Raw genomic sequence first — 21088 nt, forward strand, 5'->3', positions numbered from 1 at the left:
CTCAAGCGCGGCGCATCATGGCCAGCCCCATAAGGGAGCTGCCGTCAGACGGGGTGGGACGGTCATCGCTGCCGCGGTGCGCGGCGCGGTGCTGGTCGGCCAGCGTCAGGAGCTGGTGCAGCGTCATGTCCCAGAAGCGGTCGGGCTGAATGTGGAGGGCACCGACGGCGAGGTAGTAGAGGTCAGACCAGGGGAAACGGTCGTCACTGGGATCGCGGCGCTCGCCACCGCCGCGCCGTTTCCCTGGCTCTGGAGGGCTCGTTCGAGGGCGGCGGTGAACGCCGACGTGTACTCGTCGAGGCGGCCGGGGTGCAGCAGATCGGCGAGGTCGGAGCCGTCGGTGCGGCGGCGGAACACGATGTCGCCGGAGACGCGGCGCTCGCCCTTGGCGTCCTGGTGCTCACGGATGTGAGGCTCGAACCCGCCGGGGCCGATGCTCCCAGCGCCGATGATCTGCATGAGCGGGCCGAACGCCGCGCCCTTGCCCGTGCTGTCGATCGCATCTTGTACGGCGGCGACGCTGCCGAAGCGGGCTTCCAGCAGGGCGAGGGCCCGGAAGGAGTAGCGGAGCGGCACCTCGGTGCCGTCGGTGAGGGTGATCGTCCCGCCCTCGGCGAGCAGGTCAAGGCCAGTGGTCATTGTGAATCCCTGAGGTCAGTGCCGGGTTTCGGCCTGCGGATGGAGCGGGGCCGGGCGGACGGCGACGGAGCGGCCCGCCCGGCGGTCACGGAGTGGCGGCGGTGACGATGGGCGTCGCGGTCTCGTTGATCACGGCGTCGACCCATTCACCCGTGCTGGCCAGCGGCACGCACCGGGCCTCGTTTTCGATCGCCCGGTAGTCCTCCTCGGCGAAACCGAGACCAGGGAACGACGACATGACGCACTTGAAGAGGTTGAAGTGCACGTCACCGCCGATGATGTCGCCGCCGCTCACGGGCGTCTTGCCCTCGAGCTTGTACGGGAGAGGCTTGGTGCCCTGTTTCATCAGCCACCGCGACTTCTGCGACGGGGCGGTCCCGGAGTCGGTGACGGTGCTGGACATGAGCGCCACCAGCACATCGAAGCTGAGCTTTGCGTGCGGGTACTTGACCGTCACGTTTGAGATCGCCGCGTCGCTGTCGAGGAGACCGTTGTCCCCACGCAGTTCCTTGACCTCGACGTCGCCAGAGATCTCCATCTGCTTGATTCCAGGCACGTCGATGCCAGCCCCGTACGACGGCGTACCGCCGGCGGGGTCTGACAGCAGTGGGAAGATCTTGGCGTCCTCGACCGCGTAGAGCTTGGTCACTCGGCTGATCGGCATATCGGGTGTCCTTCCTGGTGCCGGGGTCCGGCCCTATTCGGCTGGGGTGTCCGTGCTCGGCTCCGCCGACGGCGGCGCAGCAGGCGGAAAATCGGGCGTGGTCCACGGCGGCCGGTCCGGCGGGATGTCACCCGGCACGACCGTCAGCACGGCCCCCGGGATGTGGTCGGGGAGGTCGTCCAGGCGGCCGGCGTCCTGCTCGTATATGCAGCCGTCGAGCAGGTAGTAGAGGTAGCCGGGCTGGCCTTCGACGCGACGGACGGCGACGCCACCGGTCTGCACCTCCGCATCCGCAGGCACGCGGACCATCGGCCGACCGGGCTGCGCAGGGATGCGCCGGTCGAGGCAGAGGACGACTTCGGCCCGGTCAAGGGCGATGTACATGGAGGTCATGCGGGGGTCACCTCGGCGGGGAGCAGGCCGCGCCGGATCTCGACGGGGATGGAGGTCCGGATGCGGTTGTCGGAGATCGGGAAGCGGTCGAAGCCGGTCACGCGTACGCCGTGCACGGGCGCGGGGTGCGCGGGGAGACGGCAGCCGTGCAGCGCGTGGGCGAGGGATTCGGCGAGGCCGTACCGCTCGGCGTTCTTGGCGGTGCGGGCGCCGGTCTTGGTGCGGGCCCGTTCGATCAGGTCGACGGTCGCCACTTCGGTGATGTTGATCTCGGCCGCCGGGTCGCCGAAGTCGCCGTTCGCGCGGCTGTCGAGGCCGACGCTGACGGCCTCCTGCACGACGATGTACGGCTCGGCCTGCCCCGGCCGCGGCCCGTCGCGGAAGACCGGTACACCGCTGCCGAGCGATTCCACGTATGCCTTCAGGGCGCCGGAGGTGGTCGCGGCCATCAGCGGCCTCCCCGGATACCGGCCATGTGGAAGCGGAAGAAGAACGAGGTCTTCTCCACGGCTGGCCGCAGGAAGGGTCGGGCGGCGGTGCCGGGGTGGTTGACCTTGGTGACCGGGTGCGCGGCGCCGGGCCACGCCAATGCCTTCTTGTTCTTCGGCACGATGACGTGCGGCGCTGTCCCGTACTCGACCGCCGCTGCGTAGTTGACGTTCGTGCCGACCTCGTAGCCGACGCGGCGACCGCCGCCGGTCTGCCGCGCGACGATGGAGGAACGGAGTCGACCCGTGTCGACCGGCGCCAACCTGCGCGCCTCGTTCTGCACGTCGGTGCCGGTGCGCTCCACGGCCTTCCGCACGTCGTCGGACATGCGGCCGAGGTAGCGCCGGAGGCCCCGCTCATACGCGCGCGTGTTGATCCGGGCGGACGCGGACGTGTCGAAGTACCGAGCCATCACACGCCCCCCAAGACCAGCGAGCCGCTGTTGAGGTAGGGGGCGAGGAGGGCGTCTACCTGCGTCGATCCGGTCGACGCGGCAGCCGAGACGACGGGCGTCGCCTCGTCGGAGGTGTCCTCGATGTGGACGTTGTTGCCCTCGTCGTCCACGTCGAGCCGCGGGTCACGGGCGGCGTCGGCGTCGGACGGCGCGGCCTGCGCCTGGACGTGCGCGGCGAGGAGCGCGGTGGCTGGCGCTACGACCGGCGGCGTCGGGACGACCCCGAATTCCCCAAGTACATGCGCTTGCTCCGCTCCCAGCCTGTCGAACAGGCCGACCCACCCGCCGTTCCATGACTCGGCCCCGACGACAAGGTCGTCCCAGCCGCCCCACGCGAGGTGCACGGCATCGACCTGTCCGAACACGTCAGACGAGGTGACGCGGTACGCCGACGACGGAAGCGACGGGGCGTCGTACCCGTCGCAGACGGGCGTCACGGTGGTGACCGTGCGGACGCGGCGCGGGAGGAGCACCAGCCCCCCCGGCGCCACGTCCGCGACCACCGCCATCACCGTCGGCTCGAAGAGCTGCCGGGTGTACGCGGTGATCCGCTCCATGGCAGCCGTGATCCACGCGGTGACCTCCGGGTCCGACCCGGTGCACCCCGCGGTGCGCGCCTGTGCCACGGAGCAGTACACGTCAGCCCTCGGCCTGCTCGGTGCTGGCCGCGTCCAGCTCACGCCGGGCGCCCTCGGTGACCGTGGCGCCCTTGGCGACGATCAGCCGGGCATGGCCGCCGGGGTGGGAGTGGACGACCGGGCCGGTCGGCGCGCTGTGGTCGTCCAGTGCGCGGTACGCGTCGTCCGGCGCGGTCTGGCCAACTTCGTAACCGACGCCGGCGGCGTACTCCTGCGTGCGGACGACGGCCGCCGAAGTCGGCTGCTCGTCGGGGTTCTTGCGTGCGGCCATCGCTGGCCTCCTCACGGTGTCGTGGTGGTGGGGCCAGGTCAGGCGGTGGCGGCGGCGAACGTGATCTTCACGAAGCTGGCCGGGGTGTGCACGGCGACGTTGGCGCGGCGCTCGGCGAGGATCGCGATGGTGTTCTCGATGAAGAAGTTCGCGTGCGAATCGCTCATGAGGATCGTCACGCCCTGCCGCTCCCACAGCGTGGCCCCGGCGCGGAAACCACCGAGCAGCGCGGTGCCCGCGCTCATGGCGACGGAGGTGACGACGGTCAGGCCCCACAGACGCAGCGGCGCGCCGGGGTCCTGGACGCTGGTGATGACGCGGAACTGGCCGTTCTTGTCCTCGTCGAGCTGGATGTCCTGCCAGTCGAGGGGCGACATCACGATCGAGTCCGGCGGGTAAAGCGCCAGCTCAGCCTGAGTCCTGGCTTTGCGGACGGTGATCAGTTTGGCGTCCGTCGATCCGACGCCGGGCCGGTACGTGCCGATGCCGGGCGTGGTCAGGATGCCCTGCATCTGAGAGCTGCCGTTGCCGGTCAAGATCTCCCGGTCGAGCTTGAAATCCAAGCCATAGGTCAAACGGCCGTTGATGTACCCCATCAACTGCCCGTTGTCATCCGCGGCCTGCCGCGTGATCGGCACCCAGTGCGCCACCGTCTTGAGGGTCGTGGTGATCAGGTCGAAGGAGAACGGGCCGGACATCGGCTTCGTGGTGCCCTCCGGCACGACAGCGGCCTTGTTCCATGTGCCCGTGCCCGTCACCGGCCCGGAGGTGTCCCGCAGATACTCCAGCGTCGTCCCGTCGCTCGTCTGCCTGTCCAGCAGGTTGGCGACCAACAGCGGGTAGTCCGGGTTCTGCGGGATGATCCCCGGCACGCGGGTGTTCTGGAGCGGGTACGTGCCCGTGTTGACCGTGCCGGCCGGAGCGTCCCGCACGTCATCCGGGCCGAAGTCGACTCGCGTCTTGCCGGTGTACCCGGCGGCACGGTACGTCTCCAGGGCGCGTGAGCGGATGAACGCCTCGGCGACGGTGACAGGGTGCTGTCGGCCCTGGTCGTCGGGCTGGTAGCCGCGGTCCTCGCGCTGCTGCCCACGTTGCTCCGGGCCGGAGCCGGAGCCAGAACCGCCGGGCGCGGGCGGTGCAGCGGCTGAGAGCCGATCGAGCCTGGCCTGACGCTGGTTGGCCTGCTCGATGCGGGCCTCGATGTCGTCGGCCTCGGCCATCAGGGCGTCGTGGTCGCCATCGAAATTCTCGTCGCGGAGCCTGGCGAGGATGGCGTCCCGCTGCTCGGTGAGGGTCGGGGCTGCGCCCTTGATGGGGTAGATCGGTCGTCCGTCGCGGCGGCGACCGATGGGCTTCGCGCGGTTGCTCATCGCGGTGCCTTCCGGTCCGTGGGCGGGTCGCAGCCGCCCAGATGTCTGGGGTCTGCGTCCGTCTTTCACGGCCGGTGGATCGCGCCCGGCGTGCCTGTGGCTTTCACGTCCGGTACAGGCGGCCCGGATCGATGCGGTGAGGGTAGATCACATGTTCCGCACTGCGGTGGGGGGTGGTGTCATTCGCGGTGGCGACGGGCGTCTACCTGCGTCGTCGCTCCATCACGTGCCGCCGATCACGGCGAGGCGCAGCGCCGCCGCCCGCCGCTGCCGGGCCCGCCGCTGCTCCTCGACCACCCGATCGCGGTCGGCGCCGACCTGCTCGTCGAGGGTGGGGGCCGGGGCGTCGATGTCCTCGTACAGAGCGCCGAGGGCGTGCCGTACGGTCTTGAGCTTGCTGCCGGGCACGGCGGCCATGCGTGCGGTGATCTGCGAGACCTCGACGAGCCGGGCTGACCGGATGTTCTCCATCACGTCGCGGCGCTTGTCGTCGTCCATCTCGGCGAGCTTGTCCCAGTCGGGCAGGTCCGTCCGTACGAACCCGACGCTGAGTTCGGGGGCCGAGCCGCTGCGGGCCATGGTGCGGGCGTCGCGGCCGGCGGCCGTGTCGTCGTACCGGCCGGTGATGTACAGGCCGTCGTCGCGTTCCTCGGCGGTGAAGGTGCCGACGGGCTGCATCGGGGAGTGCATGAACAGCATGGCGTACTGCCCCTTGAGGCCCTTACGGAACACCCGCTGATGGAAGGTGGTGCCGTAGCTATCGACCACGCCGTACCGGCAGGCCAGGCCCTCGAACGTGCCGTCGTCGGCATCGGCGGCGCGGAGGTCGATGTCGACGGCCGCGCGGAATTCGATCTCGGTCACCGCGTCCTCCTCGCTCGGCACGACTGGGCATGTGCCTTGGCGGCCCGCAGGTCTGCCACCGGAGTCACTGGCACCGCGTCCGGCAGATCGTCACGGGCAAGGTCAACGTCCACGGGGAAGCTGATGCGCGCAGGCTGGGGCACCCGGCAGTACGGGCACGGGATCATCTCGACGTTCATCGGTTCCCTTTCAGGGTGTGCTCGGCGTACACCTCGGCGACGCCGTTCATCACGGTCCGGTGAGACGGGGAGAGGCGCGGCGCGTACCGGTAGACAGCCCGTCCCTGTTGGTCCCGGCCGTCGTACTCGTACACGACGGTGCCGCCACCGAACGTCATGTGTCGGGGCAGTTCGCCGTTCGGGTCCGGGCGGACGGCGATGTCCGCCTTGCCGTCGAACGGGCCGCGCCGCACCTCGCGGTACGGGACACCGGGCGGGCAGTAGGCGCCCTTGTATTGGGCGTGGCCTGCGGGTTGCAGGATGGCGCGGACCTCGCCGCGCAGCAGCGTCGCCATGATCAGTCCTCCACGAACTGGAAGGTGAGAGCGCACCTGCACTGGATCGCCTGCGACGCTGGCGCCGTCGGGTCCGCAGGCCACCGCGACTTGGTGAGCGTGAACCTCTTGTTCATCGGCACCGTGCGGCCGTTCTCCTGGCGGTGCGTCTCGCGGGTGCGCTGGTCGGCGGTGGCCAGCCAGGTTTTGCGGATGGCGCCCGCGTCGAGGGCGGCCAGCCATGACGCGGCGTTGTACCCGCCCACCGTCTCGGTGCGGGCGATCATCGTCGCGCGGAAGTCGGACAAGTTGCTGAACACGCGCTGGATGCGGGCCCGCAGCTCAGGGACCGACTCGCCGTCCGCCACGCCGTGCGCGAGCAGCTGCGACCGGAGCACGGCCTCGGTCGTCGCAGTCACCCGCCCGGCCAGCTCGTCGATACGGTCGTCCAGGGCTTCGCCGACCGCCGGTTCGTCGAGGTCGAACGAGGCGGTGATCGAGGCGCCGCCGCGGCGCCACGCCCGCTCAACGAACGGCCGCAGCACCTCCCGCGTTCGGCGCCGCCAGTACCCGCCGTCGAACAACTCTCGTACCCGGATGCGCTGCTCCCAGCCCTCCGGGCCGGCCGCGACATCGAGGTCTGTCATCCGGTCCGCGGGCGTCGTCTCCGGGTCCGGCGGGGCGAGGCGGACGGTGTCCTCGCGGGCCAGGGCACACGACTCCTCGCGCACCTCGGCGAGCCAGTCGGTCGAGCGCTGCGGCTTCTTCATCAGCCGGTCGAAGTCGCGGAGCACGCGGGCGCCCTGTTCCTTGGCGAGGGCCCGCACCGCCGCGCGCCCGGCCGCCTCCAGCCCGTCGTACGCCTCGGCGATCTCCGCCAGCGATGGCGACGACGGGCCGTCGTCCGCACGCGTCAGCGCACGCCGGACGGGCGCGGGACGGGCGTCTACCTGCGTCTTTCCCAGCAGACGGGACAGCGTCGACTCGACAGCCCTCGCGACGATGGTGTCCACGTCCGGGCCCGGAAGGCGGGAGAAATCGGCGTCCCACGAGCGGGCATCGTCTGTTCCCGCCGCGCCCTGCACGGGTGCGAACTGCGCCCGGTACGGCGTCAACGTGTGCTGCCCCAGCCCGTTCGGCAGGGGGTCGTAGCCGAGCACGGCGCGGGCCTCGTCCACCATGGTGATGTCGGCGTACATCGACGCGCGAGCCCGGTTCGCCTTCGAGTCCTGCGCCTCTTGCAGAGCCTCGACGCCGGACAGATCGAACTCTGCTTCCTCGGCGTCCGAAGGCAGGAGGATTCGGTCGATCTCGGAGCCGATGATCTCCAGCTTCGTCTTGATCGTGTCGGACCACAACGTCGATCGGGCGGCGGCACGGTTCTCGTACGTTGTGCCCGCGGCGAGGTAGTCGTGTGGCACCCCGAACGCCAACATCACTTCCGCGCTGTTGGCCATGCGGGATTCGAGGTAGGCCATCTCCTCCGTGGTCAGGCCCACGCGGACGTACTCGATGCCCTTGCCCTGCGAGCCCGGCGGCGAGGCGACGAGCAGCGTCTTACCGGCGTTCTCCGGCCCCTGCATCGACGTGCGCCACGACGCGCGGGTCTGCGCGAACTGCTGCTCGGTCTGGTCGCCGACGTACAGCACACCGCTCGGCGCAGCGCCGTTGGCGTAGGACCGGCGCTGCCACTCGCGGGCGTACGCGTCCATGTCCACCGCGTGCCGTGCGGCCTTCCACGGCGCGAGGCAGCCGAGCGGGTCGAACGGATGCGGATACCGCAGCCACAGCATCTCGTCCGGCAGGACCGGCACACGCTGGCCGTCGGCTCGGTTGATCACGAAGCCCACGATGTCGGCCGTCGTCGGCCGCGCGGCGATCGGCTTGTTCACCACGACCTGCACGTCGTCGTACACCGGGTGCGCCTCGGTGATCGGGCCGAGCCCGGTCTCGCCGCGGTCGAGCCACACGAAGCTCTGCCCGGCCAACTCCGCCTGTTGGAGGATGAGCGACTTGAAGACGCGGGCGCTCATCTGCGGATTCGGCTTCTTGTTGAAGAGGTGCGCCACCGGGTGCCCGATGATGGCTTCGCCGTCCGGCCGCCGCACCACCAGCGGCACGCTGCTGCCGTTGTCGGCGATGGCCGCCACGCACCGGTACGCCACCGCGCTGTGCGCGTACCCGCGCGCCTCGGCGTCCAGGTCCAGCGTGAGGGACTGCTGCCCACCGATCGACGCGACGGTGATCGGGCGGCGGTCCCGCAGCTGGTCGAGGCCGCCGACGGAGCGCCGGCCGCGCGCCACATCGAGCGCGTCTCTGAGTCGTCCCACGTCGTCGTCCTCCTATGCGACCGCGGCGAGGTTGCCCGCGGGGGCGAGCATGAGATCGGTGAGGGCCCACACGCCGCTGTCCAGTCGGTCCGGAGAGTCGTCACCGGGAACCCACGTGACGCACTGCTCCTCGAACTCCGGCAGGCTGCCGACGACATGAGCCGCGTGCTGCTCAAACACGGCGGCAACAGGCTCGGCCCGTGTGAGCTTGCCGCGGGTGGCGTGGACGCTGCGCACGTTCACGGTCGGGTCGATCTGGTGGATGGTGGTCACGATCCAGTCGCCACCGTTGTTGACCTCAACGACAACCGCGTCGGCTCTGTGCTGGTGATACGTGGCGATGGCCCGGCGGGCGGCCTCGATGGGCGGCATCCGGCCGGACAGATCATCGAGCAGGTAGCCGTGCTGACGCATCGTGCCGTTGCGGTCCGGAAGGTACTGCTGTCCGAGGCCAGCCACGATGATGCCCATCTCGTCCGACTCGTCGCCGGAGGTGGCAGCCGGGTCCATGGAGACGACCACGCGGGACATGGACGGGGCTGCACCGACGCGTGTCGCGTCGAACAGGGCTCGGGACCACAGGGCGCCCTCGATGTCGGTGAGGAGCTGGCCATCCAGTTCTTGCGCCTCCATGCGCGTGCCGGCGTACTTCGCGATCAGCTTCCGCCGCTGCTCCTCTGGCAGGTGGATCGCGTCGCGGGTCCGGCCGCGGGTGACGGTCACGTCTGCCTGCTGTGTCAGCTTGATCAGTTCGGTGCGCGGCTTGGGTGTGGTGGACGCGATGTAGTGCGGGTTCGGGCCGATGCGCAGGCCCATCTCCGAGTGCGTGATGGCGGCGCCGAGGCGGCGCATCGCGGCGGCCTCCTCCATCCACACCAAGCAGCGATTACCGCCCGCGCGCAGCCGCTCGACATCATCCGGGTTGTGCGCCCCGAACAACTTCGCTTCGGCACCATCCGGCCACCGCGCGAACGTGCCCCCGGCCGTGGTGCGCAGGACGACGCGCGGGTCGTGCGCCTTCAGCCCGGACGGTCCGTTGACGCACGCCTCAACGGCGTCCCCCTGCGTCGGGGCGATGATGGCCATGCGGTGGCCACCGCGCAGCCGCGGGTCACAGGGCGGGCCGTTGACGTGCTCGACCATGTACCTCGCGCAGCCGTCCGTCTTGCCGGTGCCGCGCCCGCCGAGCTGGAGCCACCAGCCCAGGGTCTCTATGTGGTCGGGCGGGACTTGCCAGGGGTACGGCGTCCAGCGTCCCCAGCGCTTCGCCCACAGCTTGGCGCGCAGTTCCTCCTCCAGCAGGGCCAGTTCTTCCGGGCCCATGCTGGCGAGGCGCGCGTCCAGCTCGTTAGGGGCGACGGTCATAGCTCCGCCAGTTCGTCGGCGAGGGCCTTGACGCGGGCGGTCATCTCGTCGGTGACGGTGACGGACGCCTTGATGGGCGCGTCGAGGCCGAGGAGCTTGGACTGCCGGTCGAGAGCCTTGATCATCGCTTCGGCTGCCTTGGCGTCGCCGGACCGTACGCGCGGCATCAGGCCAGTGATGATCTCGTCCAGCACCCCGAGCTGTTCGCCGATCCACGCGCCGTGCTCCTCGGCGGCAGCGGCGGCGTACTTCTTGCGGGCCCGCTTCCACGCCTCGTACACCGTCTTGACGTTGAGGTGCAGACGGTCGGCGATCTGGTGGAAGGTCAGGCGGTCGCGGGTGTAGAAGAGGACGACCTCGTCCTCCCGCTGCGTCGCGACGATCTCGTTGCGCTTCGTGGCCATGTCCGCTCGCCTCCCTGGTGGGGAGGGTAAGGATTTTCGGCGCGGCGGGATCTTGGGTGGTGTCATTCGCGGACATGAAGCGGCCCCACCATGCCGGGGCACGGTGGGGCCGCAGGAAGTGTGATCGGCTACCTGCCTCTCGGGGCCGCCGTCCGGCGCCGCCACGACGCCGGGATTAGGAGGGTGTAGGCACCCCACCCATACGCGGGCCAGCAGAGCCACCGTGGCCCGGAGCGGCCGACGCGGAAGGCCGTGATCAGCGAAGCCGCGACCCACACCACGGAGAGGGCCACGACGACGATTACAGGGATGGGCATAGCGGCCTCCTTCGGGACGGCCCCGCCGCGACGGGGGATGCGCGGCGTGGCCTCGTTCAGTGTGGCAGGTGATCAGCCGTTCTTGGGCTTGCCGGGGACCGGCTTGTCCGCCGGGGCGGTGGTCCATCCGCCGGTGCTGCTCGCGTACTCCCGTATGTCCTCAGGCCGCTCGCCGTCCCGGCCAGGGTCGCGTATGGGCATGGAGGGCAGTGCCATGATGGCGCTCCTATCTCGTGATCGGGATGGGACCGGGGCGGCCGGGTCGCCTGGCAGCAGTCGGCCGCCCCGGGGCTGAGATGCGCGTCAGGCGACGTGCCAGCGCGCTGGGTTGCTCTCGTCCTGGACGAACGCGAAGGCGTTGTCCGGCGGCTGTTGCTGTTGTTGTTGCTGGACCTGTTGCTCGATCTGACCTGCGGAAACAACAGCAACGCCCGGGCCCTGGGCCCCTTCCGGAGAGGGGCCAGGGGAGGGGTGCGGCGGGCGGGCCGGGAGGTCCCGAGTACGGACCCCGGTGGACGCCCCCCGAGAGGCACCCGGACCGGTGGCCCGGGTGCCCCGGGTCAGGGGCACCCCTGCGGCCTCACACAGGGCCCGGGAGTCGGCCGCTTTCCAGGCCCGGCCGGGGTAGCGGGAAGAGAGCGCGGCGACCACCTGAGCGTGGTGCAGACCGGGGGTGATCTTGCCCCCCTCGGAGCAGGTCTCCACGAGGTCGTGGAGGAGGTGCACGAACGCCTCCGGGGAGGGCCCCGGAGCGCGCTTGCCCGCGCCCTCCGGGCTGCCGTCGGCCGGGGCCTCCTTGGCGGACTTCGCCTTGTCGGCGCTGACCTTGGCGCGGAGGGCCGCGAGCGACCACCCGACGGCCAGCGGCCACATGAGCGCGGAGTGCCGGTAGACCAGCCAGCACAGGCTGGCCCCGGCGCCGAGGAGCAGGGCACCGCGCACGTAGATCCCGAGGTCGGCCGACAAGCCCGTCAGGTCGGAGCGGTGTGCCTCCAGGCACCAGCCCTTGAGCCGGTCGGTGAGGCGCCTGCCCAGCAGGCCGGTTCCCTCCCCCAGCGCCGACATCAGCCGAACCGCCCACGCGCTGGCCTGCTTCGCCTTCTCCTCCGCCTGCGCCGCCTTGACCTTCAGCTCGTCGGCGCGGCCGGTGAGAGCACCGCCCTCCGGCGTGGTCTCGCTCACAGCGTCACCGTCCCATTCAGGACAGCCACACCAGCGTCACCCATCGCGTTGTACAGGTCCGGCACCCATTGCATGAGCTGAGCGAACCCGGCCGTAGCGCAGAGCGTCGCCCCGGCGAACACGCCGCCGATCATGCGCTTCTTGTCGGTCTTGCCCGCGGCCTTCCAGACGATGACGCCGATCACCGCGGCGACGAGAACCGCACAGGCGCCGGGATAGGTGAGCGCTCCGACGGACCCCTGGGCCAGGCCCCCGCCGCCCTTGGCGCCGGTCACGGCGGACACCGCCTTGTCACCGACCTTGTTGCTCGCCTCGACGGCCTGCGTGGCGAACCACCCGAGGATGCCGCCGACGCACGTGGTCCAGGCGGCGCCGGTGATCAGCCCGCCGCCGAACGGGACCGCGGCCTTCAGCTCGCGGTTGCCTTTCCACCATGACCTCACGTTGATGATCAAGATGGCGACGGAGACGACGGCTCCGGCGATGGTCATTCCGGCGTTCATCCGCGGACTCCTGTGGTTGCTGCGACAAGATCGGGCCAGAGGACGCCCCAGGTGCCGCCGATGACGGTGACGGCCACGCCGAAGGCGTCGAGGAAGGTCAGGCGGCGGACGAGGCCGCCGGCGAGGTTGGTCCGCAGGCGGCAGGGCCAGTGGATGCGCGCGGCCACCACGCCCATGACGACGGCCGCTGCGGCGTGGGACGCCGCGTAGTGGACGTTCGTCCCGAGGTCGTCCAGCAGGGCGCCCCAGATGCGGCCGACGCCGTAGCCGACGCCCGGCAGCGGGATGCTCGCGGCCGCGACGGCGGTCACCGCGACCAGCGGCGACACCCTGTACGGGACGGCCCGGCCGAGACGCTGCCACCACCGCAGGTCCGGCTCTACCGGCACCGGGGGCTGAACAGTGACGTACAAGTCGATCTTCGGCGGACCGGCCCAGGGGACCGGCGGCTGCGGTGGCAGCCAGGGCGTCATCCCTCCGCCGCCGGGTGGGACGGGGGGCGAGATCGGGGGCGCGGGCGGGCCAGGCGGTGCGGGCGGCGCCACCGGGGCGGCGGCCGGCCGCTGGAATGGGGGCCAGGGCTGGCTGGCGGGGATGATCCGAGTCGGGCGGATGGGGTCAGACATGGGGTCCTCAGCGGTAGAGGGCGGCACCGAGGGCCGCGAGGGTGAGGATGACGGCGGTGGTCCCAGCGACGGGGACGGCGTACCGGCCGGGGGCGTGGCTTGGTGCGGTGCGCACCAAGCCGACGAGCCCGGTCACGGTCGCGGTGAGGAAGAACAGCAGCGCGGGCACGGCCGGCCTACGCGGTGTGCGCTGCGGGGAGCGCGGGCGGGTACGCGGCGAGCTGGGGCTCGTGCTCCTCGATCTCGGCGCGGATGACGCCGCGGATCGTGGAGTCGCCGACGCGTCCGTGCCCGGCGTCCAGCAGGGCGTCGCGCATGGCGGCGGTGCCGGGGCGGGTGCCTCCGTCGTACAGGGGCCGGATGGCGGCGCACCTGGGGTCGCGGTAGACGATCGGCGGGCGCTGCGGCTCGGCGGGCGGCAGCGGCGGGGCCTGTTCGACCGGCGGTACGGCCGGTGCCGGGGTGGTCGTCTCCCCGTCGGCGCGCTCGACGACGGGGGCGTCCTGCTCGGTGTCGACGCTGGTCGACGGGGCCGGGACGGGCGTCGCCGCGAGGTGCAGCAGGTGACCGAGGACGAGCGGCGGCACGCACGACACGACCACGACGAGCCACGCGGGGGCGTGCGGCTCGGCGGACCAGTGCCCGGTCACGAACAGATGCGACACGGGCTGTGCGGCCATGGCGGCACCGAGCGCCAGCCACGCCCCGACCACCGCGCTCGTCTTGCCCGGCGCTCCCTTCGGTCGGCGCGAGGCGACCACTGCGGCGATGCCTGCGTACGCGGCGAGGACGGAGGCCATGCCCCATGCGAGGCGGGTGTCCCATCCGGCGAGCACGCCGAGGTGGTGCTCGCCGGGGGCGCACATGACCATGACGAGGACGGCGACGATGGGGCGCCCGGCGTCCGTGAACAGTGATGCCCACCAGGGGATGCGGGCGCTCGACGGCGGGAGCGGTGTGGTGCCGCGGGCGCGGAGGCGGTGCCAGATGCGGCGGTGCAGTCTCACCGGTTGCCGCCGTTCTCGTTGCCGTGAGCGCGGCCGGTGGCGGACTGGTCGCGTGCGGCGGCGGCCGTGGCCGGGTCCTGGTGGCGGGCGTAAGCCTCGGCGGCCTCGGCCTGGAGGCGGCGGACGCGGGCCTGTGCCTCGTCGTCCGGGGTGTGGGTAGGCTGCTGCTCAGCCATGGAGAATCACCTCTCCTGGTCAGGCCCCCGGTAGTGCAGCCACACCGCCGGGGGCCGTTCTGTTGTGGGGCGTCGACGGGCGTCGGTGGCCCGTCATGACGCGGCGAGGGGTACCCCTCGTTTTTCGAAGGGTACCCCTCGTTGGGTGCGCTGTGCAGCCTTACTCTCCGGTCGGGAGGTGCGGATCATGGCGGGTGAGGCGGACGCGGTACGCGAGGCCGTACGGGCGCTGGAGGCGATCAGTGACCCGATCGAGCGGGCGCGCGAGACGTCGAGGCTGCTCCGCGAGTGGCCAGAGCTGCACTCACTCCTCAGGGAGGTCCGTCAGCACGCGGTGATCGCTGCGCACCGGGAGGGCCGGACGTACGACGAGATCGGCCAGCAGATCGGCACGAGCGGGGACCGGGCCGGGCAGATCGCGCGGGGGAAGTAGCCACCCGTCCGACGGCCGTTGACGTGCGTCGTCACCGTCCGGCGCGCACCGTGGGTTCATGGAGCGGCGACCCGTGATCGTGCATCCACCGTCCCCGAGCGGGGGCCGACGAGTGTCGGTCGACGGCACGGTCTTGGGGGTGGCGTACGGCTGGGCTGATGTGGTCGAGTTCCTGCGGCGCGCGGGTCTCGACGAGGGCGCGGTCCGGCCGGACGATCCCGGGCTGATCGAGTGGCGCGGCGGCGGGCCGGACGACTGGGGTGGCGACGAGGCGGGCTGACCGGCGTCGGCTGCGGAATGGTCACAGGATCGCCACGGCTCTCCCGCGCGTCTCGCCCGGCTCGTACGGTTGCGTCCTCAACTTCGCACCCGTGGGGGGATCATGCGCATACGTTTCGCCGCAGCCAGCCTGATCGTGGGGGCGGTGGCACTCACCGGCTGCATGGTGGGGGTGCCGCAGCATAAGGCGACGCCGGCGCCTGCGAGGGCGGTGCCGGAGAAGGCTGCGCCGGAGGTGGCCGACTCGTCGCCGAGTATGGCTGCCGCGCCGGGGGGTGAGGCGGCGGGCGACGTGAAGATCACCAGCTGTGAGGTGAGCGGGGCGACGGGGTGGCCGTCGGCGAAGTTGCTGATCACGAACCACACGGAGCGGACCTTCAACTACATGGTGCAGGTGGAGTTCGTCGACTCCAGTGGTACGCGGATCGGCACGGGTGCGGCGGCGGAGAACAACCTCGCGTCGGGGCAGAAGGCGCGGGCGACGGCGCAGGGGTTCGAGAAGGCGTCCGGCAAGATCACGTGCAAGGTGGCGGACGTGCAGCGGTACTCACTCTGACACGAGGCGGCGCCACTCCAGCCCCACCCGCCTCAAAATTGTTCGTAATTAGTCGCTTTCGCCATCCGCGGTTGTAGGCAAGCCCCTGAGACCGAAGGAGAGAGTGCATGACCACTGATCAGACTGAGGACCATTACGACGAGTGCCCGGCCGCCAGCGACCCCGGCGGCCCGTGCTACTGCGAGGGCATCGACGCCGCGGACGAGGCGTATCGAGCTGAGCCGCCGGACATGGCGGCCCGGGAGTCGCAGGGCTGAGAGTGCGGGCCGCACAGCGCTGCGCCCCGTCGGCCGGGTGGCTGACGGGGCGCAGCACTCTACGGTTACGGGGTAGCGAGGGCATCGTGTAGTGCCTCGCGCTCGACGTAGTCCTGTAGCTCCATGTCGCCGTCGGCCACGGCACGTACGCGGTCGACGGCGGCGGCGAGTTGGTCGCGGTCGTGGAGCAGGTGCTCGACGTGCTGCCGGAGGAGCGGGCCCTCGTCGGGGGTGAGGACGCCACGGGCGGCGCGGGACAGGAGCACCAGCAGCGCGTCGCGACAGGCAGCGCCATCGTCACCAATTCGGTAGTGCTGTTCCCCATGGGTAGAGCGGCCAGTGCGAGCAGCGTTGGGTTGGCGTGGAGCTGCGCTGGCCGTCGTCGGCTCGTCGGTGACGGGCGTCGTCAGGTGGTCGGCGAGGCGTCTGACCTGCGTCGTCAGCCGGTCGACGGCGCGGACGATCTCGCGGGCGGGGTCAGTGGGCACGGTTGGTCTCCTCGGCTTCGCCACGGGCGCTGGCGTCCTCAACGCGGAAGGAGGCGGTGAGGCCCAGTTCGACCGCGGCGCGCTCCAGCACGAGGCGCAGCTCGCGCGTGGCCGTGCGGGCGTCGGCGATCGGCTGGATGTCGGCGAGGAGGGCGGTGATGTCCTGGGAGGTGAAGCGGATGTGGATGCCCTCCTCGCCAGGGCGGTGGTTCGTAAAGGTGCGTCTAGGCATGGTCGATCTCCTCGGTGACGATGCGGCAGGTGCGGTCGTGTGTGCGGCCGGCGGTGAGCCACCACCGCTCGCAGCACGCGGTGAGTAGCGGTGCCTGCTCGGCCGGGCGGCGGGGGCGTGCGGCTCTCTCGGCGCGCACAGCGGCCTCACGCGCCTCACGACGGGCCGGGCGTCCACCGAGCCACACAGCGGCGCGCACGACGGCGCGTAGGGCGTTCACGAAGCCACCGCCAGCCGCGCCACCCGCGTGTCCCGGCCCCTCTGCGACAACCTCGCCTGCGCCGCCGTGCACGGCCCGCACGCGTCCTCGCCAAGCCGGAGGTGCAGTTGGTAGCCGTAGAACGACCCACCGGCAGCGTGCTCCACGATCAGCCGCGCCCGGCGGCCGTCGGCGGTGCGCTCGTCGTGCGCCTGCTGGCAGGTGGCGCACTGCTCGCCGCGGGCCTTGTGCTGCTTGTGCCCGATGTCCGTACCGCACGCGGCGCGGACGGTGCCGGCGTCGTCGACCCACGAGCCGTCGTCGTGCGTGAGGCGGTGGCGCTCCGTGGGGGTGAGGCCGCCCCACACGCCGAATCGTTCCTCCGCGTCGAGGGCGGCAGTGAGGCACGGCTCGACGAGGGGGCAGGTGGCGCAGAGCGTCGCGGCTGCGCGCTGCTGTTCGGTGGTGCCGAAGAACGGGGCGGGGTCGGTGGCGCAGGCGGGGCGGCCGAGGGGCGGGGTGGTGGTCATGGGGTCAGTCCTCCTCGGGCGCGGGGGCGTTGTCGGTGGGGCCGTTGGGGTGGCTGCCGGTGGTGGGGTCGCAGGAGAGGTGGGTGTCGTATCCGCGGTCGAGTCGGTAGCCGGTGAGGGGGTCGGTGCAGACGGTGCAGAGGGGGGTGTCGTCGTCTGGTGTTTCCGGCGTTCCCTCCCCGTTCCCTCCCTTGGAGGGAGGAACGGGGGGAACGGAGGGCGTTCCGGGGGTTTCCGCGATGTTTCCGGGAAACGTTTGACCTGCGGTTTCGGCGTTCCGGGGGTGCGTTCCGGGAAACGTTTCCGGGAAACGTTGCTGGGCGGGGGCTCCGGAACGCTTTCCGGAAACGTCTGGGGCGGGCGTGGTGGCCCGTGCTTTGCGGCGGCGGACGGCTTCGGCGACCTTCTCGTTGCCGCCGGGGACGCCGCGGTCGGCGAGGGTCTGGCGGGCGATGCGGTTGCCCGCGTCGGCCGGTACGCCGGCGGCGTCGAGGGTGGCGATGATGTGCTCGACGGTGCCGGGCACGGTGGCAAGGCCGGTGGGCTCCTCCTCCCACGTCATGAGGACGTGGCGGGTGCCGCCGGGGGCCCAGGTGTCGCCGTCCCGGCGGGCCTGGCGCAGGAGGGCGAAGTGATCGGGGCCTATGCCGGTGCGGGTGTGGGTGCGCTTGAGGGTGAGGGAGCCGCCGCCTTGGGAGGCCAGCTCCCATACGTGGTCGACGTCCTGCGTCTTGGCGGAGGAGCCTCGGCCGCCGCGGTCCTTGTCCTTGCCGAAGTGGTCGAGGCGTACGGAGCCGATGCGGGCTCGCTTGAGGGGGAGGAGGGTGTGGCGGTAGAGGGAGAGCCAGGTGTCGGCGTCGTTCTCGGGGCCGGAGATGAAGCGGGACACGGTGTCGATGACGACGACTTCGGCGGCGGTGGCCTTGGCGAGGGCGAGGAGGTCGACGCCGCCGCCCGCGGTGTCGAGGGGGCGGATGGGCGGGAAGGAGGCGTAGCGGAGTTCGCCCATGCGGCCGAGGCCGCCGCCGAAGCTGAGGAAGCGTTCCTGTACCTGCTCCTGGCCGTTCTCGGCGTCGAGGTACAGGACCCGTACGGGCGGCTGCGGAGCGTCGCCGAGGACGGGTTGGCCGGTGGCCATGCGCCACATCCACTCTTGAACGAAGAGGGACTTGCCGGCCTTGCCGTCACCGACGACGGTGATCTGTTGGCCGGGCCCCATGAGCTTGCCGGGCAGGAGCTGGATGGCACCGAAGTCGGTGACGAAGAAGGCGTCCCAGTCCAGGAGGGCAGCAGTGAGGTGGCTCGGGCCGTGGCCGGTGGACTCGCGCAGCTGCTCGGCCTGTTGGAAGGCGGCGACGATTGCGGCGAGTTCGTCGCCGGTGGCTTTGCGGAGTACGGCGGCCTTCAGTGCGGTCGAGTGCTCGTCGTAGCGGCGTTCGCGGGCGGTCTCGGCGATGCGCTCGGCGAACGAGGGCGCCATGTTCGCGGTGATGTACTCGGTGCCGAGGCGGTCGATGAGGGCGCCGCCGTCGACGAGGCGGAGCTGACCGAGCTTGTCGATTTCCGCGCGTACGAGGACGGGGTGAGGGCCCTGCCCGGCGGCGACCATGCCGGCCACGGTGTCCCAGATGAGTCGGACGGCGGGCTGGTAGATGTCATCGCGGCTGATGACCTGCGCGCAGTCGGTGTATGCCTGCTCGCTGTGCATGATGGCGCCCGCTACGAGATTCTCGGCCTCCGCGTCGTGGGGTGTCCGCGCGAGGGCGTCAGGTGCCTCGTCGTTGACCGCGTTGCTGCGCGGCGGGATGCGGCGGACGTTGTCCACGGTGCTCCTTGGTTCAGAACAGCGGGTGCTGCCGGGCGGGGCCGGGGCATTGGTGCTCGGTGACGTGCGGGTGAGGGCAGTCGGCGGGATGCCAGCGGTCGAGCCAGCGGAGCCGGGGCGGCGTGTGGGGGCCGGCGCGGTAGAGGCACCAGATGAGGCGGTTCGGGGTCCGGGCGGCGGCTTGCTCGGCGGGGGTGAGGGGCCGCAGGTCTGCGGTGACGGTGAGCGCGGCGACGCGGCCGACGAGTTGGCGGAGGATGGGCGCGCGGCAGGCGGGGCATTGGGTGGTGCCGTCGGCTGCCGTGCGCCCGGCCATCAGGCGCGTTCCCAGGTGATGGCGCCTCGCTCGACGTGGCCGCTCGCGCGGCTGGTGCCGGTGGGCTCGCCGTCCTCGTCGCGGTCGGCGAGGTAGTTGGTCCAGAAGGTCACGCGTGCGCGGGCGTCGGCGATGGAGCCGTACGGTCCCTCGTAGGTGGTCACCGTGTCGCTGCTGTATCGCTTGGTGATGACGGCGCGGAACACGGTGGCGTCGGCGGCCATGCCGATGGAGCGGGCCATCAGGCGACCTCGTCGAGGGTGCCCTCGGCGCTGCGCTGTCGGTACATCGCGCTGGACTGCTGGCGCAGCTTCTCGTCCGTGAACTCGTCGGCGGCGATCTCGATGTCGACGATGCGGACCTTGACGATGTCGTCCTTGTCCTCGTCGGGCCCCTGCTCGGTGCGCTCGACGGAGGCGAGTTCGATGATGGCCATGCGGGTGGTGCCGAGGTCGTCGAATAGGGCCTTGGCGTGGGGGCGGATGGCCTGCTCTACGTCGGCGAGGACTTTGCTGTCGATCTTGATGCTGATCATGCGGCGCGTGCTCCTTCGTGGGTGGTGGTGCATCGGGTGGGGTGGGTGGTGCGGACGGTGGCTACAAACCGGGCCACGGCCGTGGGGCCGGTGACGGGGCCCTCAGTGGTGTGGCAGAGCAGGCACTCGTACCGGGCCCGCGGCGGGCGGCTCCAGCGGACGTGGCCGGTGCGCATGTCCTCGCGGCCCTCGCCGAGGTCGACGAACAGCGCGCCCGTCAGCGTGCTCATGCGGCCGGCCCGAGGTCGGGCCACTGGCACCCGGCGAGCGCCGCACGGTGCCCGTCCGGCACCTCCGCCAGCGGCTGGCCGAGGTGGTGCAGGCCCATGGCGCGGAGGATGAGGGCGTCGGCCTCGTCGTCGCTCGGGAGGATGGCGCCGTACCGGCGCTGCGCGGCGTCGAGTACGGCTGCCTTGCGGGCTGCGCCGGAGCCGGTGGCGTACTTGGCGCGGCTGGTCGGCGGGATCACCGCGACGGGGATGTCGCGGGCGCACAGGGCGTCGACGATCAGCCACCATAGTCCGCCGCGGTCCCACACAGAGCCGCCCACCGAGTGGTGCGACGGGCCCTCGACGCAGGCGAGGTCGACGTGTCCGACCTCGGTGAGGACGGTCTCGGTGATGTGCCGCATCCGGGTCCGCCGCTGGATGATGGTGTCGCGGCGGCGGCCGGTGGTGGGGACGCGGGTGGTGCCGCCGAGGGTGGCGATGCCGGTGCCGGTGAGGCTGATGTCGAGTCCGGCGACGCGGTAGAGGCGAGGCCGGAGCCCGGCCGCCTGGGCGGCGGCCGGGGCGGCGTCGAACAGGGTGGTCACGATGCCTCCCAGAGGTAACGGGGCATGTGCTCCGTCCCTTGAGCGCAGCGCGGGCGGCTAGGACGGTCCCACCCCGGATGCGCCGGGCGGGCTGCGACGAGCCGCCATCCCGCCGCGCGGAGACTGGTGCCGGTCTCGCCCTGCTGGGTGTAGGTGATCAAGCGGCGGTAGCCCATGCCCTTGGCGATGTCCCAGCAGGCGGAGTACAGGAGGGAGCAGGCGTTGCGCGTCCCGTCGGTGGCAACCCTGGTGACCTCCAGCGTGTGGCCGGTGTCGAGGTGGCGGGCGACGGGGCGGCCGACTATGGCGACGCCTACGAGGACGGCCTCGTCGGTGACGACGCCGGTGCAGCCCTTGTAACCGCGGGGCGGGCGGTGGTGTCGGTGCCACGTGGCGATGAAGGCGCAGGCGTCGGCGAATGACACAGGGACGCGGTGGA

The 21088-nt window shown here is 71.4% G+C and carries 36 protein-coding genes; 4 read left to right on the top strand and 32 right to left on the bottom strand.

The features are described from left to right. Position 1: 1 nt before the first annotated feature. From A6A06_RS43915 to A6A06_RS15115, 21 genes are all read right to left on the bottom strand, one after another. Positions 2–151 (bottom strand): hypothetical protein, encoded by a 150-nt coding sequence (locus A6A06_RS43915; RefSeq protein WP_079194019.1) that lies wholly within the window; start codon positions 149–151, stop codon positions 2–4. Then, positions 124–639 (bottom strand): hypothetical protein, encoded by a 516-nt coding sequence (locus A6A06_RS15025; RefSeq protein ID WP_073761688.1) that lies wholly within the window; start codon positions 637–639, stop codon positions 124–126. Before A6A06_RS15025 ends, A6A06_RS43915 begins: the two co-directional genes overlap by 28 nt. An 85-nt stretch (positions 640–724) precedes the next feature. Beyond that, positions 725–1303: a phage tail protein gene (locus A6A06_RS15030; RefSeq protein WP_073761689.1), complete on the bottom strand. Its 579-nt coding sequence runs from the start codon at positions 1301–1303 to the stop codon at positions 725–727. 33 nt (positions 1304–1336) lie between these two features. Next, on the bottom strand, positions 1337–1696 hold the full coding sequence (locus A6A06_RS15035) for a hypothetical protein (protein ID WP_073761690.1): 360 nt from the start codon (positions 1694–1696) through the stop codon (positions 1337–1339). Then, the gene (locus tag A6A06_RS15040; RefSeq protein WP_073761691.1) at positions 1693–2145 is read right to left on the bottom strand and encodes a hypothetical protein; all 453 of its coding nucleotides are present in this window, start codon (positions 2143–2145) and stop codon (positions 1693–1695) included. The genes A6A06_RS15035 and A6A06_RS15040 overlap by 4 nt, the downstream gene beginning before the upstream one ends. Next, on the bottom strand, positions 2145–2597 hold the full coding sequence (locus A6A06_RS15045) for an HK97-gp10 family putative phage morphogenesis protein (RefSeq protein ID WP_073761692.1): 453 nt from the start codon (positions 2595–2597) through the stop codon (positions 2145–2147). The genes A6A06_RS15040 and A6A06_RS15045 overlap by 1 nt, the downstream gene beginning before the upstream one ends. Then, the gene (locus tag A6A06_RS15050; protein WP_199930879.1) at positions 2597–3265 is read right to left on the bottom strand and encodes a hypothetical protein; all 669 of its coding nucleotides are present in this window, start codon (positions 3263–3265) and stop codon (positions 2597–2599) included. Before A6A06_RS15050 ends, A6A06_RS15045 begins: the two co-directional genes overlap by 1 nt. A gap of 13 nt (positions 3266–3278) precedes the next feature. Beyond that, a complete protein-coding gene (locus tag A6A06_RS15055; protein ID WP_073761694.1) occupies positions 3279–3548 on the bottom strand; it encodes a hypothetical protein in 270 nt (89 codons plus the stop codon). A 38-nt stretch (positions 3549–3586) separates the two neighbouring features. Further along, the gene (locus tag A6A06_RS15060) at positions 3587–4918 is read right to left on the bottom strand and encodes a phage major capsid protein (protein ID WP_079194020.1); all 1332 of its coding nucleotides are present in this window, start codon (positions 4916–4918) and stop codon (positions 3587–3589) included. Positions 4919–5140: 222 nt separating this feature from the next. Then, positions 5141–5782 (bottom strand): HK97 family phage prohead protease, encoded by a 642-nt coding sequence (locus A6A06_RS15065; RefSeq protein WP_073761695.1) that lies wholly within the window; start codon positions 5780–5782, stop codon positions 5141–5143. A 175-nt stretch (positions 5783–5957) separates the two neighbouring features. Further along, positions 5958–6296, bottom strand: coding sequence for a hypothetical protein (locus A6A06_RS15070; RefSeq protein ID WP_073761696.1), 339 nt, complete (start codon positions 6294–6296; stop codon positions 5958–5960). A gap of 2 nt (positions 6297–6298) precedes the next feature. Further along, complete coding sequence (locus tag A6A06_RS15075) at positions 6299–8605, bottom strand: phage portal protein (protein WP_079194022.1); 2307 nt, start codon at positions 8603–8605, stop codon at positions 6299–6301. Between the two features lie 12 nt (positions 8606–8617). Next, positions 8618–9970: a terminase large subunit domain-containing protein gene (locus A6A06_RS15080; RefSeq protein WP_079194023.1), complete on the bottom strand. Its 1353-nt coding sequence runs from the start codon at positions 9968–9970 to the stop codon at positions 8618–8620. Then, a complete protein-coding gene (locus tag A6A06_RS15085) occupies positions 9967–10374 on the bottom strand; it encodes a hypothetical protein (protein ID WP_073761698.1) in 408 nt (135 codons plus the stop codon). The genes A6A06_RS15080 and A6A06_RS15085 overlap by 4 nt, the downstream gene beginning before the upstream one ends. Before the next feature lie 389 nt (positions 10375–10763). Continuing rightward, complete coding sequence (locus A6A06_RS41685) at positions 10764–10907, bottom strand: hypothetical protein (RefSeq protein WP_199930880.1); 144 nt, start codon at positions 10905–10907, stop codon at positions 10764–10766. 87 nt (positions 10908–10994) lie between these two features. Next, positions 10995–11873 carry a hypothetical protein gene (locus A6A06_RS15095; protein WP_073761700.1) on the bottom strand — a complete coding sequence of 293 codons (879 nt, stop codon included), beginning with the start codon at positions 11871–11873 and terminating at the stop codon, positions 10995–10997. Beyond that, positions 11870–12376, bottom strand: a complete 507-nt coding sequence (locus tag A6A06_RS15100; protein WP_073761701.1) for a hypothetical protein — start codon at positions 12374–12376, stop codon at positions 11870–11872. The genes A6A06_RS15095 and A6A06_RS15100 overlap by 4 nt, the downstream gene beginning before the upstream one ends. Beyond that, on the bottom strand, positions 12373–12849 hold the full coding sequence (locus tag A6A06_RS15105; protein WP_073761702.1) for a hypothetical protein: 477 nt from the start codon (positions 12847–12849) through the stop codon (positions 12373–12375). The genes A6A06_RS15100 and A6A06_RS15105 overlap by 4 nt, the downstream gene beginning before the upstream one ends. Positions 12850–13009: 160 nt before the next feature. Further along, positions 13010–13171: a hypothetical protein gene (locus tag A6A06_RS41690; RefSeq protein ID WP_199930881.1), complete on the bottom strand. Its 162-nt coding sequence runs from the start codon at positions 13169–13171 to the stop codon at positions 13010–13012. A 7-nt stretch (positions 13172–13178) separates the two neighbouring features. Beyond that, the gene (locus A6A06_RS15110) at positions 13179–14009 is read right to left on the bottom strand and encodes a hypothetical protein (protein WP_242440738.1); all 831 of its coding nucleotides are present in this window, start codon (positions 14007–14009) and stop codon (positions 13179–13181) included. After that, complete coding sequence (locus tag A6A06_RS15115; protein ID WP_073761703.1) at positions 14006–14185, bottom strand: hypothetical protein; 180 nt, start codon at positions 14183–14185, stop codon at positions 14006–14008. The genes A6A06_RS15110 and A6A06_RS15115 overlap by 4 nt, the downstream gene beginning before the upstream one ends. 187 nt (positions 14186–14372) lie before the next feature. Here A6A06_RS15115 and A6A06_RS15120 point away from each other — a divergent pair, with 187 nt between their 5' ends. From A6A06_RS15120 to A6A06_RS41695, 4 genes are all read left to right on the top strand, one after another. Next, a complete protein-coding gene (locus A6A06_RS15120) occupies positions 14373–14618 on the top strand; it encodes a hypothetical protein (RefSeq protein WP_073761704.1) in 246 nt (81 codons plus the stop codon). A 58-nt stretch (positions 14619–14676) separates the two neighbouring features. Further along, on the top strand, positions 14677–14898 hold the full coding sequence (locus A6A06_RS15125; RefSeq protein ID WP_073761705.1) for a hypothetical protein: 222 nt from the start codon (positions 14677–14679) through the stop codon (positions 14896–14898). A 102-nt stretch (positions 14899–15000) separates the two neighbouring features. Continuing rightward, complete coding sequence (locus A6A06_RS15130; RefSeq protein WP_073761706.1) at positions 15001–15453, top strand: FxLYD domain-containing protein; 453 nt, start codon at positions 15001–15003, stop codon at positions 15451–15453. Between the two features lie 107 nt (positions 15454–15560). Next, positions 15561–15710, top strand: coding sequence for a hypothetical protein (locus A6A06_RS41695; RefSeq protein ID WP_199930882.1), 150 nt, complete (start codon positions 15561–15563; stop codon positions 15708–15710). A gap of 65 nt (positions 15711–15775) precedes the next feature. Here A6A06_RS41695 and A6A06_RS15135 read toward each other — a convergent pair whose 3' ends face one another. From A6A06_RS15135 to A6A06_RS15180, 11 genes are all read right to left on the bottom strand, one after another. Next, positions 15776–16198: a hypothetical protein gene (locus tag A6A06_RS15135; protein WP_073761707.1), complete on the bottom strand. Its 423-nt coding sequence runs from the start codon at positions 16196–16198 to the stop codon at positions 15776–15778. Then, positions 16188–16430: a hypothetical protein gene (locus tag A6A06_RS15140; protein ID WP_073761708.1), complete on the bottom strand. Its 243-nt coding sequence runs from the start codon at positions 16428–16430 to the stop codon at positions 16188–16190. The genes A6A06_RS15135 and A6A06_RS15140 overlap by 11 nt, the downstream gene beginning before the upstream one ends. Further along, positions 16423–16569 (bottom strand): hypothetical protein, encoded by a 147-nt coding sequence (locus A6A06_RS41700; RefSeq protein WP_199930883.1) that lies wholly within the window; start codon positions 16567–16569, stop codon positions 16423–16425. The genes A6A06_RS15140 and A6A06_RS41700 overlap by 8 nt, the downstream gene beginning before the upstream one ends. A gap of 77 nt (positions 16570–16646) precedes the next feature. Further along, the gene (locus A6A06_RS15145) at positions 16647–17159 is read right to left on the bottom strand and encodes a WhiB family transcriptional regulator (RefSeq protein ID WP_073761709.1); all 513 of its coding nucleotides are present in this window, start codon (positions 17157–17159) and stop codon (positions 16647–16649) included. A gap of 4 nt (positions 17160–17163) precedes the next feature. Then, positions 17164–18984, bottom strand: a complete 1821-nt coding sequence (locus A6A06_RS15150; RefSeq protein ID WP_073761710.1) for an AAA family ATPase — start codon at positions 18982–18984, stop codon at positions 17164–17166. 13 nt (positions 18985–18997) lie between these two features. Next, entirely contained in the window at positions 18998–19300 is a 303-nt protein-coding gene (locus tag A6A06_RS15155; RefSeq protein ID WP_073761711.1) for a hypothetical protein, read from the bottom strand. Next, on the bottom strand, positions 19300–19542 hold the full coding sequence (locus A6A06_RS15160) for a hypothetical protein (RefSeq protein WP_073761712.1): 243 nt from the start codon (positions 19540–19542) through the stop codon (positions 19300–19302). The genes A6A06_RS15155 and A6A06_RS15160 overlap by 1 nt, the downstream gene beginning before the upstream one ends. Continuing rightward, positions 19542–19835, bottom strand: coding sequence for a hypothetical protein (locus A6A06_RS15165; RefSeq protein WP_242440739.1), 294 nt, complete (start codon positions 19833–19835; stop codon positions 19542–19544). The genes A6A06_RS15160 and A6A06_RS15165 overlap by 1 nt, the downstream gene beginning before the upstream one ends. Continuing rightward, complete coding sequence (locus tag A6A06_RS15170; protein ID WP_073761714.1) at positions 19832–20065, bottom strand: hypothetical protein; 234 nt, start codon at positions 20063–20065, stop codon at positions 19832–19834. The genes A6A06_RS15165 and A6A06_RS15170 overlap by 4 nt, the downstream gene beginning before the upstream one ends. Beyond that, positions 20062–20649 carry a hypothetical protein gene (locus A6A06_RS15175; protein ID WP_079194024.1) on the bottom strand — a complete coding sequence of 196 codons (588 nt, stop codon included), beginning with the start codon at positions 20647–20649 and terminating at the stop codon, positions 20062–20064. The genes A6A06_RS15170 and A6A06_RS15175 overlap by 4 nt, the downstream gene beginning before the upstream one ends. Then, positions 20646–21074, bottom strand: coding sequence for an XF1762 family protein (locus A6A06_RS15180; protein ID WP_242440740.1), 429 nt, complete (start codon positions 21072–21074; stop codon positions 20646–20648). The genes A6A06_RS15175 and A6A06_RS15180 overlap by 4 nt, the downstream gene beginning before the upstream one ends. Positions 21075–21088: the final 14 nt, after the last annotated feature.

The sequence above is a fragment of the Streptomyces sp. CB02923 genome, assembly GCF_001905005.1.
Lineage (GTDB): Bacteria > Actinomycetota > Actinomycetes > Streptomycetales > Streptomycetaceae > Streptomyces.

Bases quoted from the DNA above. Each gene is read 5' to 3' on its own strand.
- A6A06_RS15025 (WP_073761688.1), bottom strand. From the start codon at position 639: ATGACCACTGGCCTTGACCTGCTCGCCGAGGGCGGGACGATCACCCTC.
- A6A06_RS15030 (WP_073761689.1), bottom strand. From the start codon at position 1,303: ATGCCGATCAGCCGAGTGACCAAGCTCTACGCGGTCGAGGACGCCAAG.
- A6A06_RS15035 (WP_073761690.1), bottom strand. From the start codon at position 1,696: ATGACCTCCATGTACATCGCCCTTGACCGGGCCGAAGTCGTCCTCTGC.
- A6A06_RS15040 (WP_073761691.1), bottom strand. From the start codon at position 2,145: ATGGCCGCGACCACCTCCGGCGCCCTGAAGGCATACGTGGAATCGCTC.
- A6A06_RS15045 (WP_073761692.1), bottom strand. From the start codon at position 2,597: ATGGCTCGGTACTTCGACACGTCCGCGTCCGCCCGGATCAACACGCGC.
- A6A06_RS15055 (WP_073761694.1), bottom strand. From the start codon at position 3,548: ATGGCCGCACGCAAGAACCCCGACGAGCAGCCGACTTCGGCGGCCGTC.
- A6A06_RS15060 (WP_079194020.1), bottom strand. From the start codon at position 4,918: ATGAGCAACCGCGCGAAGCCCATCGGTCGCCGCCGCGACGGACGACCG.
- A6A06_RS15070 (WP_073761696.1), bottom strand. From the start codon at position 6,296: ATGGCGACGCTGCTGCGCGGCGAGGTCCGCGCCATCCTGCAACCCGCA.
- A6A06_RS15080 (WP_079194023.1), bottom strand. From the start codon at position 9,970: ATGACCGTCGCCCCTAACGAGCTGGACGCGCGCCTCGCCAGCATGGGC.
- A6A06_RS15085 (WP_073761698.1), bottom strand. From the start codon at position 10,374: ATGGCCACGAAGCGCAACGAGATCGTCGCGACGCAGCGGGAGGACGAG.
- A6A06_RS41685 (WP_199930880.1), bottom strand. From the start codon at position 10,907: ATGGCACTGCCCTCCATGCCCATACGCGACCCTGGCCGGGACGGCGAG.
- A6A06_RS15100 (WP_073761701.1), bottom strand. From the start codon at position 12,376: ATGAACGCCGGAATGACCATCGCCGGAGCCGTCGTCTCCGTCGCCATC.
- A6A06_RS15105 (WP_073761702.1), bottom strand. From the start codon at position 12,849: ATGACGCCCTGGCTGCCACCGCAGCCGCCGGTCCCCTGGGCCGGTCCG.
- A6A06_RS15115 (WP_073761703.1), bottom strand. From the start codon at position 14,185: ATGGCTGAGCAGCAGCCTACCCACACCCCGGACGACGAGGCACAGGCC.
- A6A06_RS15120 (WP_073761704.1), top strand. From the start codon at position 14,373: ATGGCGGGTGAGGCGGACGCGGTACGCGAGGCCGTACGGGCGCTGGAG.
- A6A06_RS15125 (WP_073761705.1), top strand. From the start codon at position 14,677: ATGGAGCGGCGACCCGTGATCGTGCATCCACCGTCCCCGAGCGGGGGC.
- A6A06_RS15130 (WP_073761706.1), top strand. From the start codon at position 15,001: ATGCGCATACGTTTCGCCGCAGCCAGCCTGATCGTGGGGGCGGTGGCA.
- A6A06_RS41695 (WP_199930882.1), top strand. From the start codon at position 15,561: ATGACCACTGATCAGACTGAGGACCATTACGACGAGTGCCCGGCCGCC.
- A6A06_RS15140 (WP_073761708.1), bottom strand. From the start codon at position 16,430: ATGCCTAGACGCACCTTTACGAACCACCGCCCTGGCGAGGAGGGCATC.
- A6A06_RS15145 (WP_073761709.1), bottom strand. From the start codon at position 17,159: ATGACCACCACCCCGCCCCTCGGCCGCCCCGCCTGCGCCACCGACCCC.
- A6A06_RS15155 (WP_073761711.1), bottom strand. From the start codon at position 19,300: ATGGCCGGGCGCACGGCAGCCGACGGCACCACCCAATGCCCCGCCTGC.
- A6A06_RS15160 (WP_073761712.1), bottom strand. From the start codon at position 19,542: ATGGCCCGCTCCATCGGCATGGCCGCCGACGCCACCGTGTTCCGCGCC.
- A6A06_RS15165 (WP_242440739.1), bottom strand. From the start codon at position 19,835: ATGATCAGCATCAAGATCGACAGCAAAGTCCTCGCCGACGTAGAGCAG.
- A6A06_RS15170 (WP_073761714.1), bottom strand. From the start codon at position 20,065: ATGAGCACGCTGACGGGCGCGCTGTTCGTCGACCTCGGCGAGGGCCGC.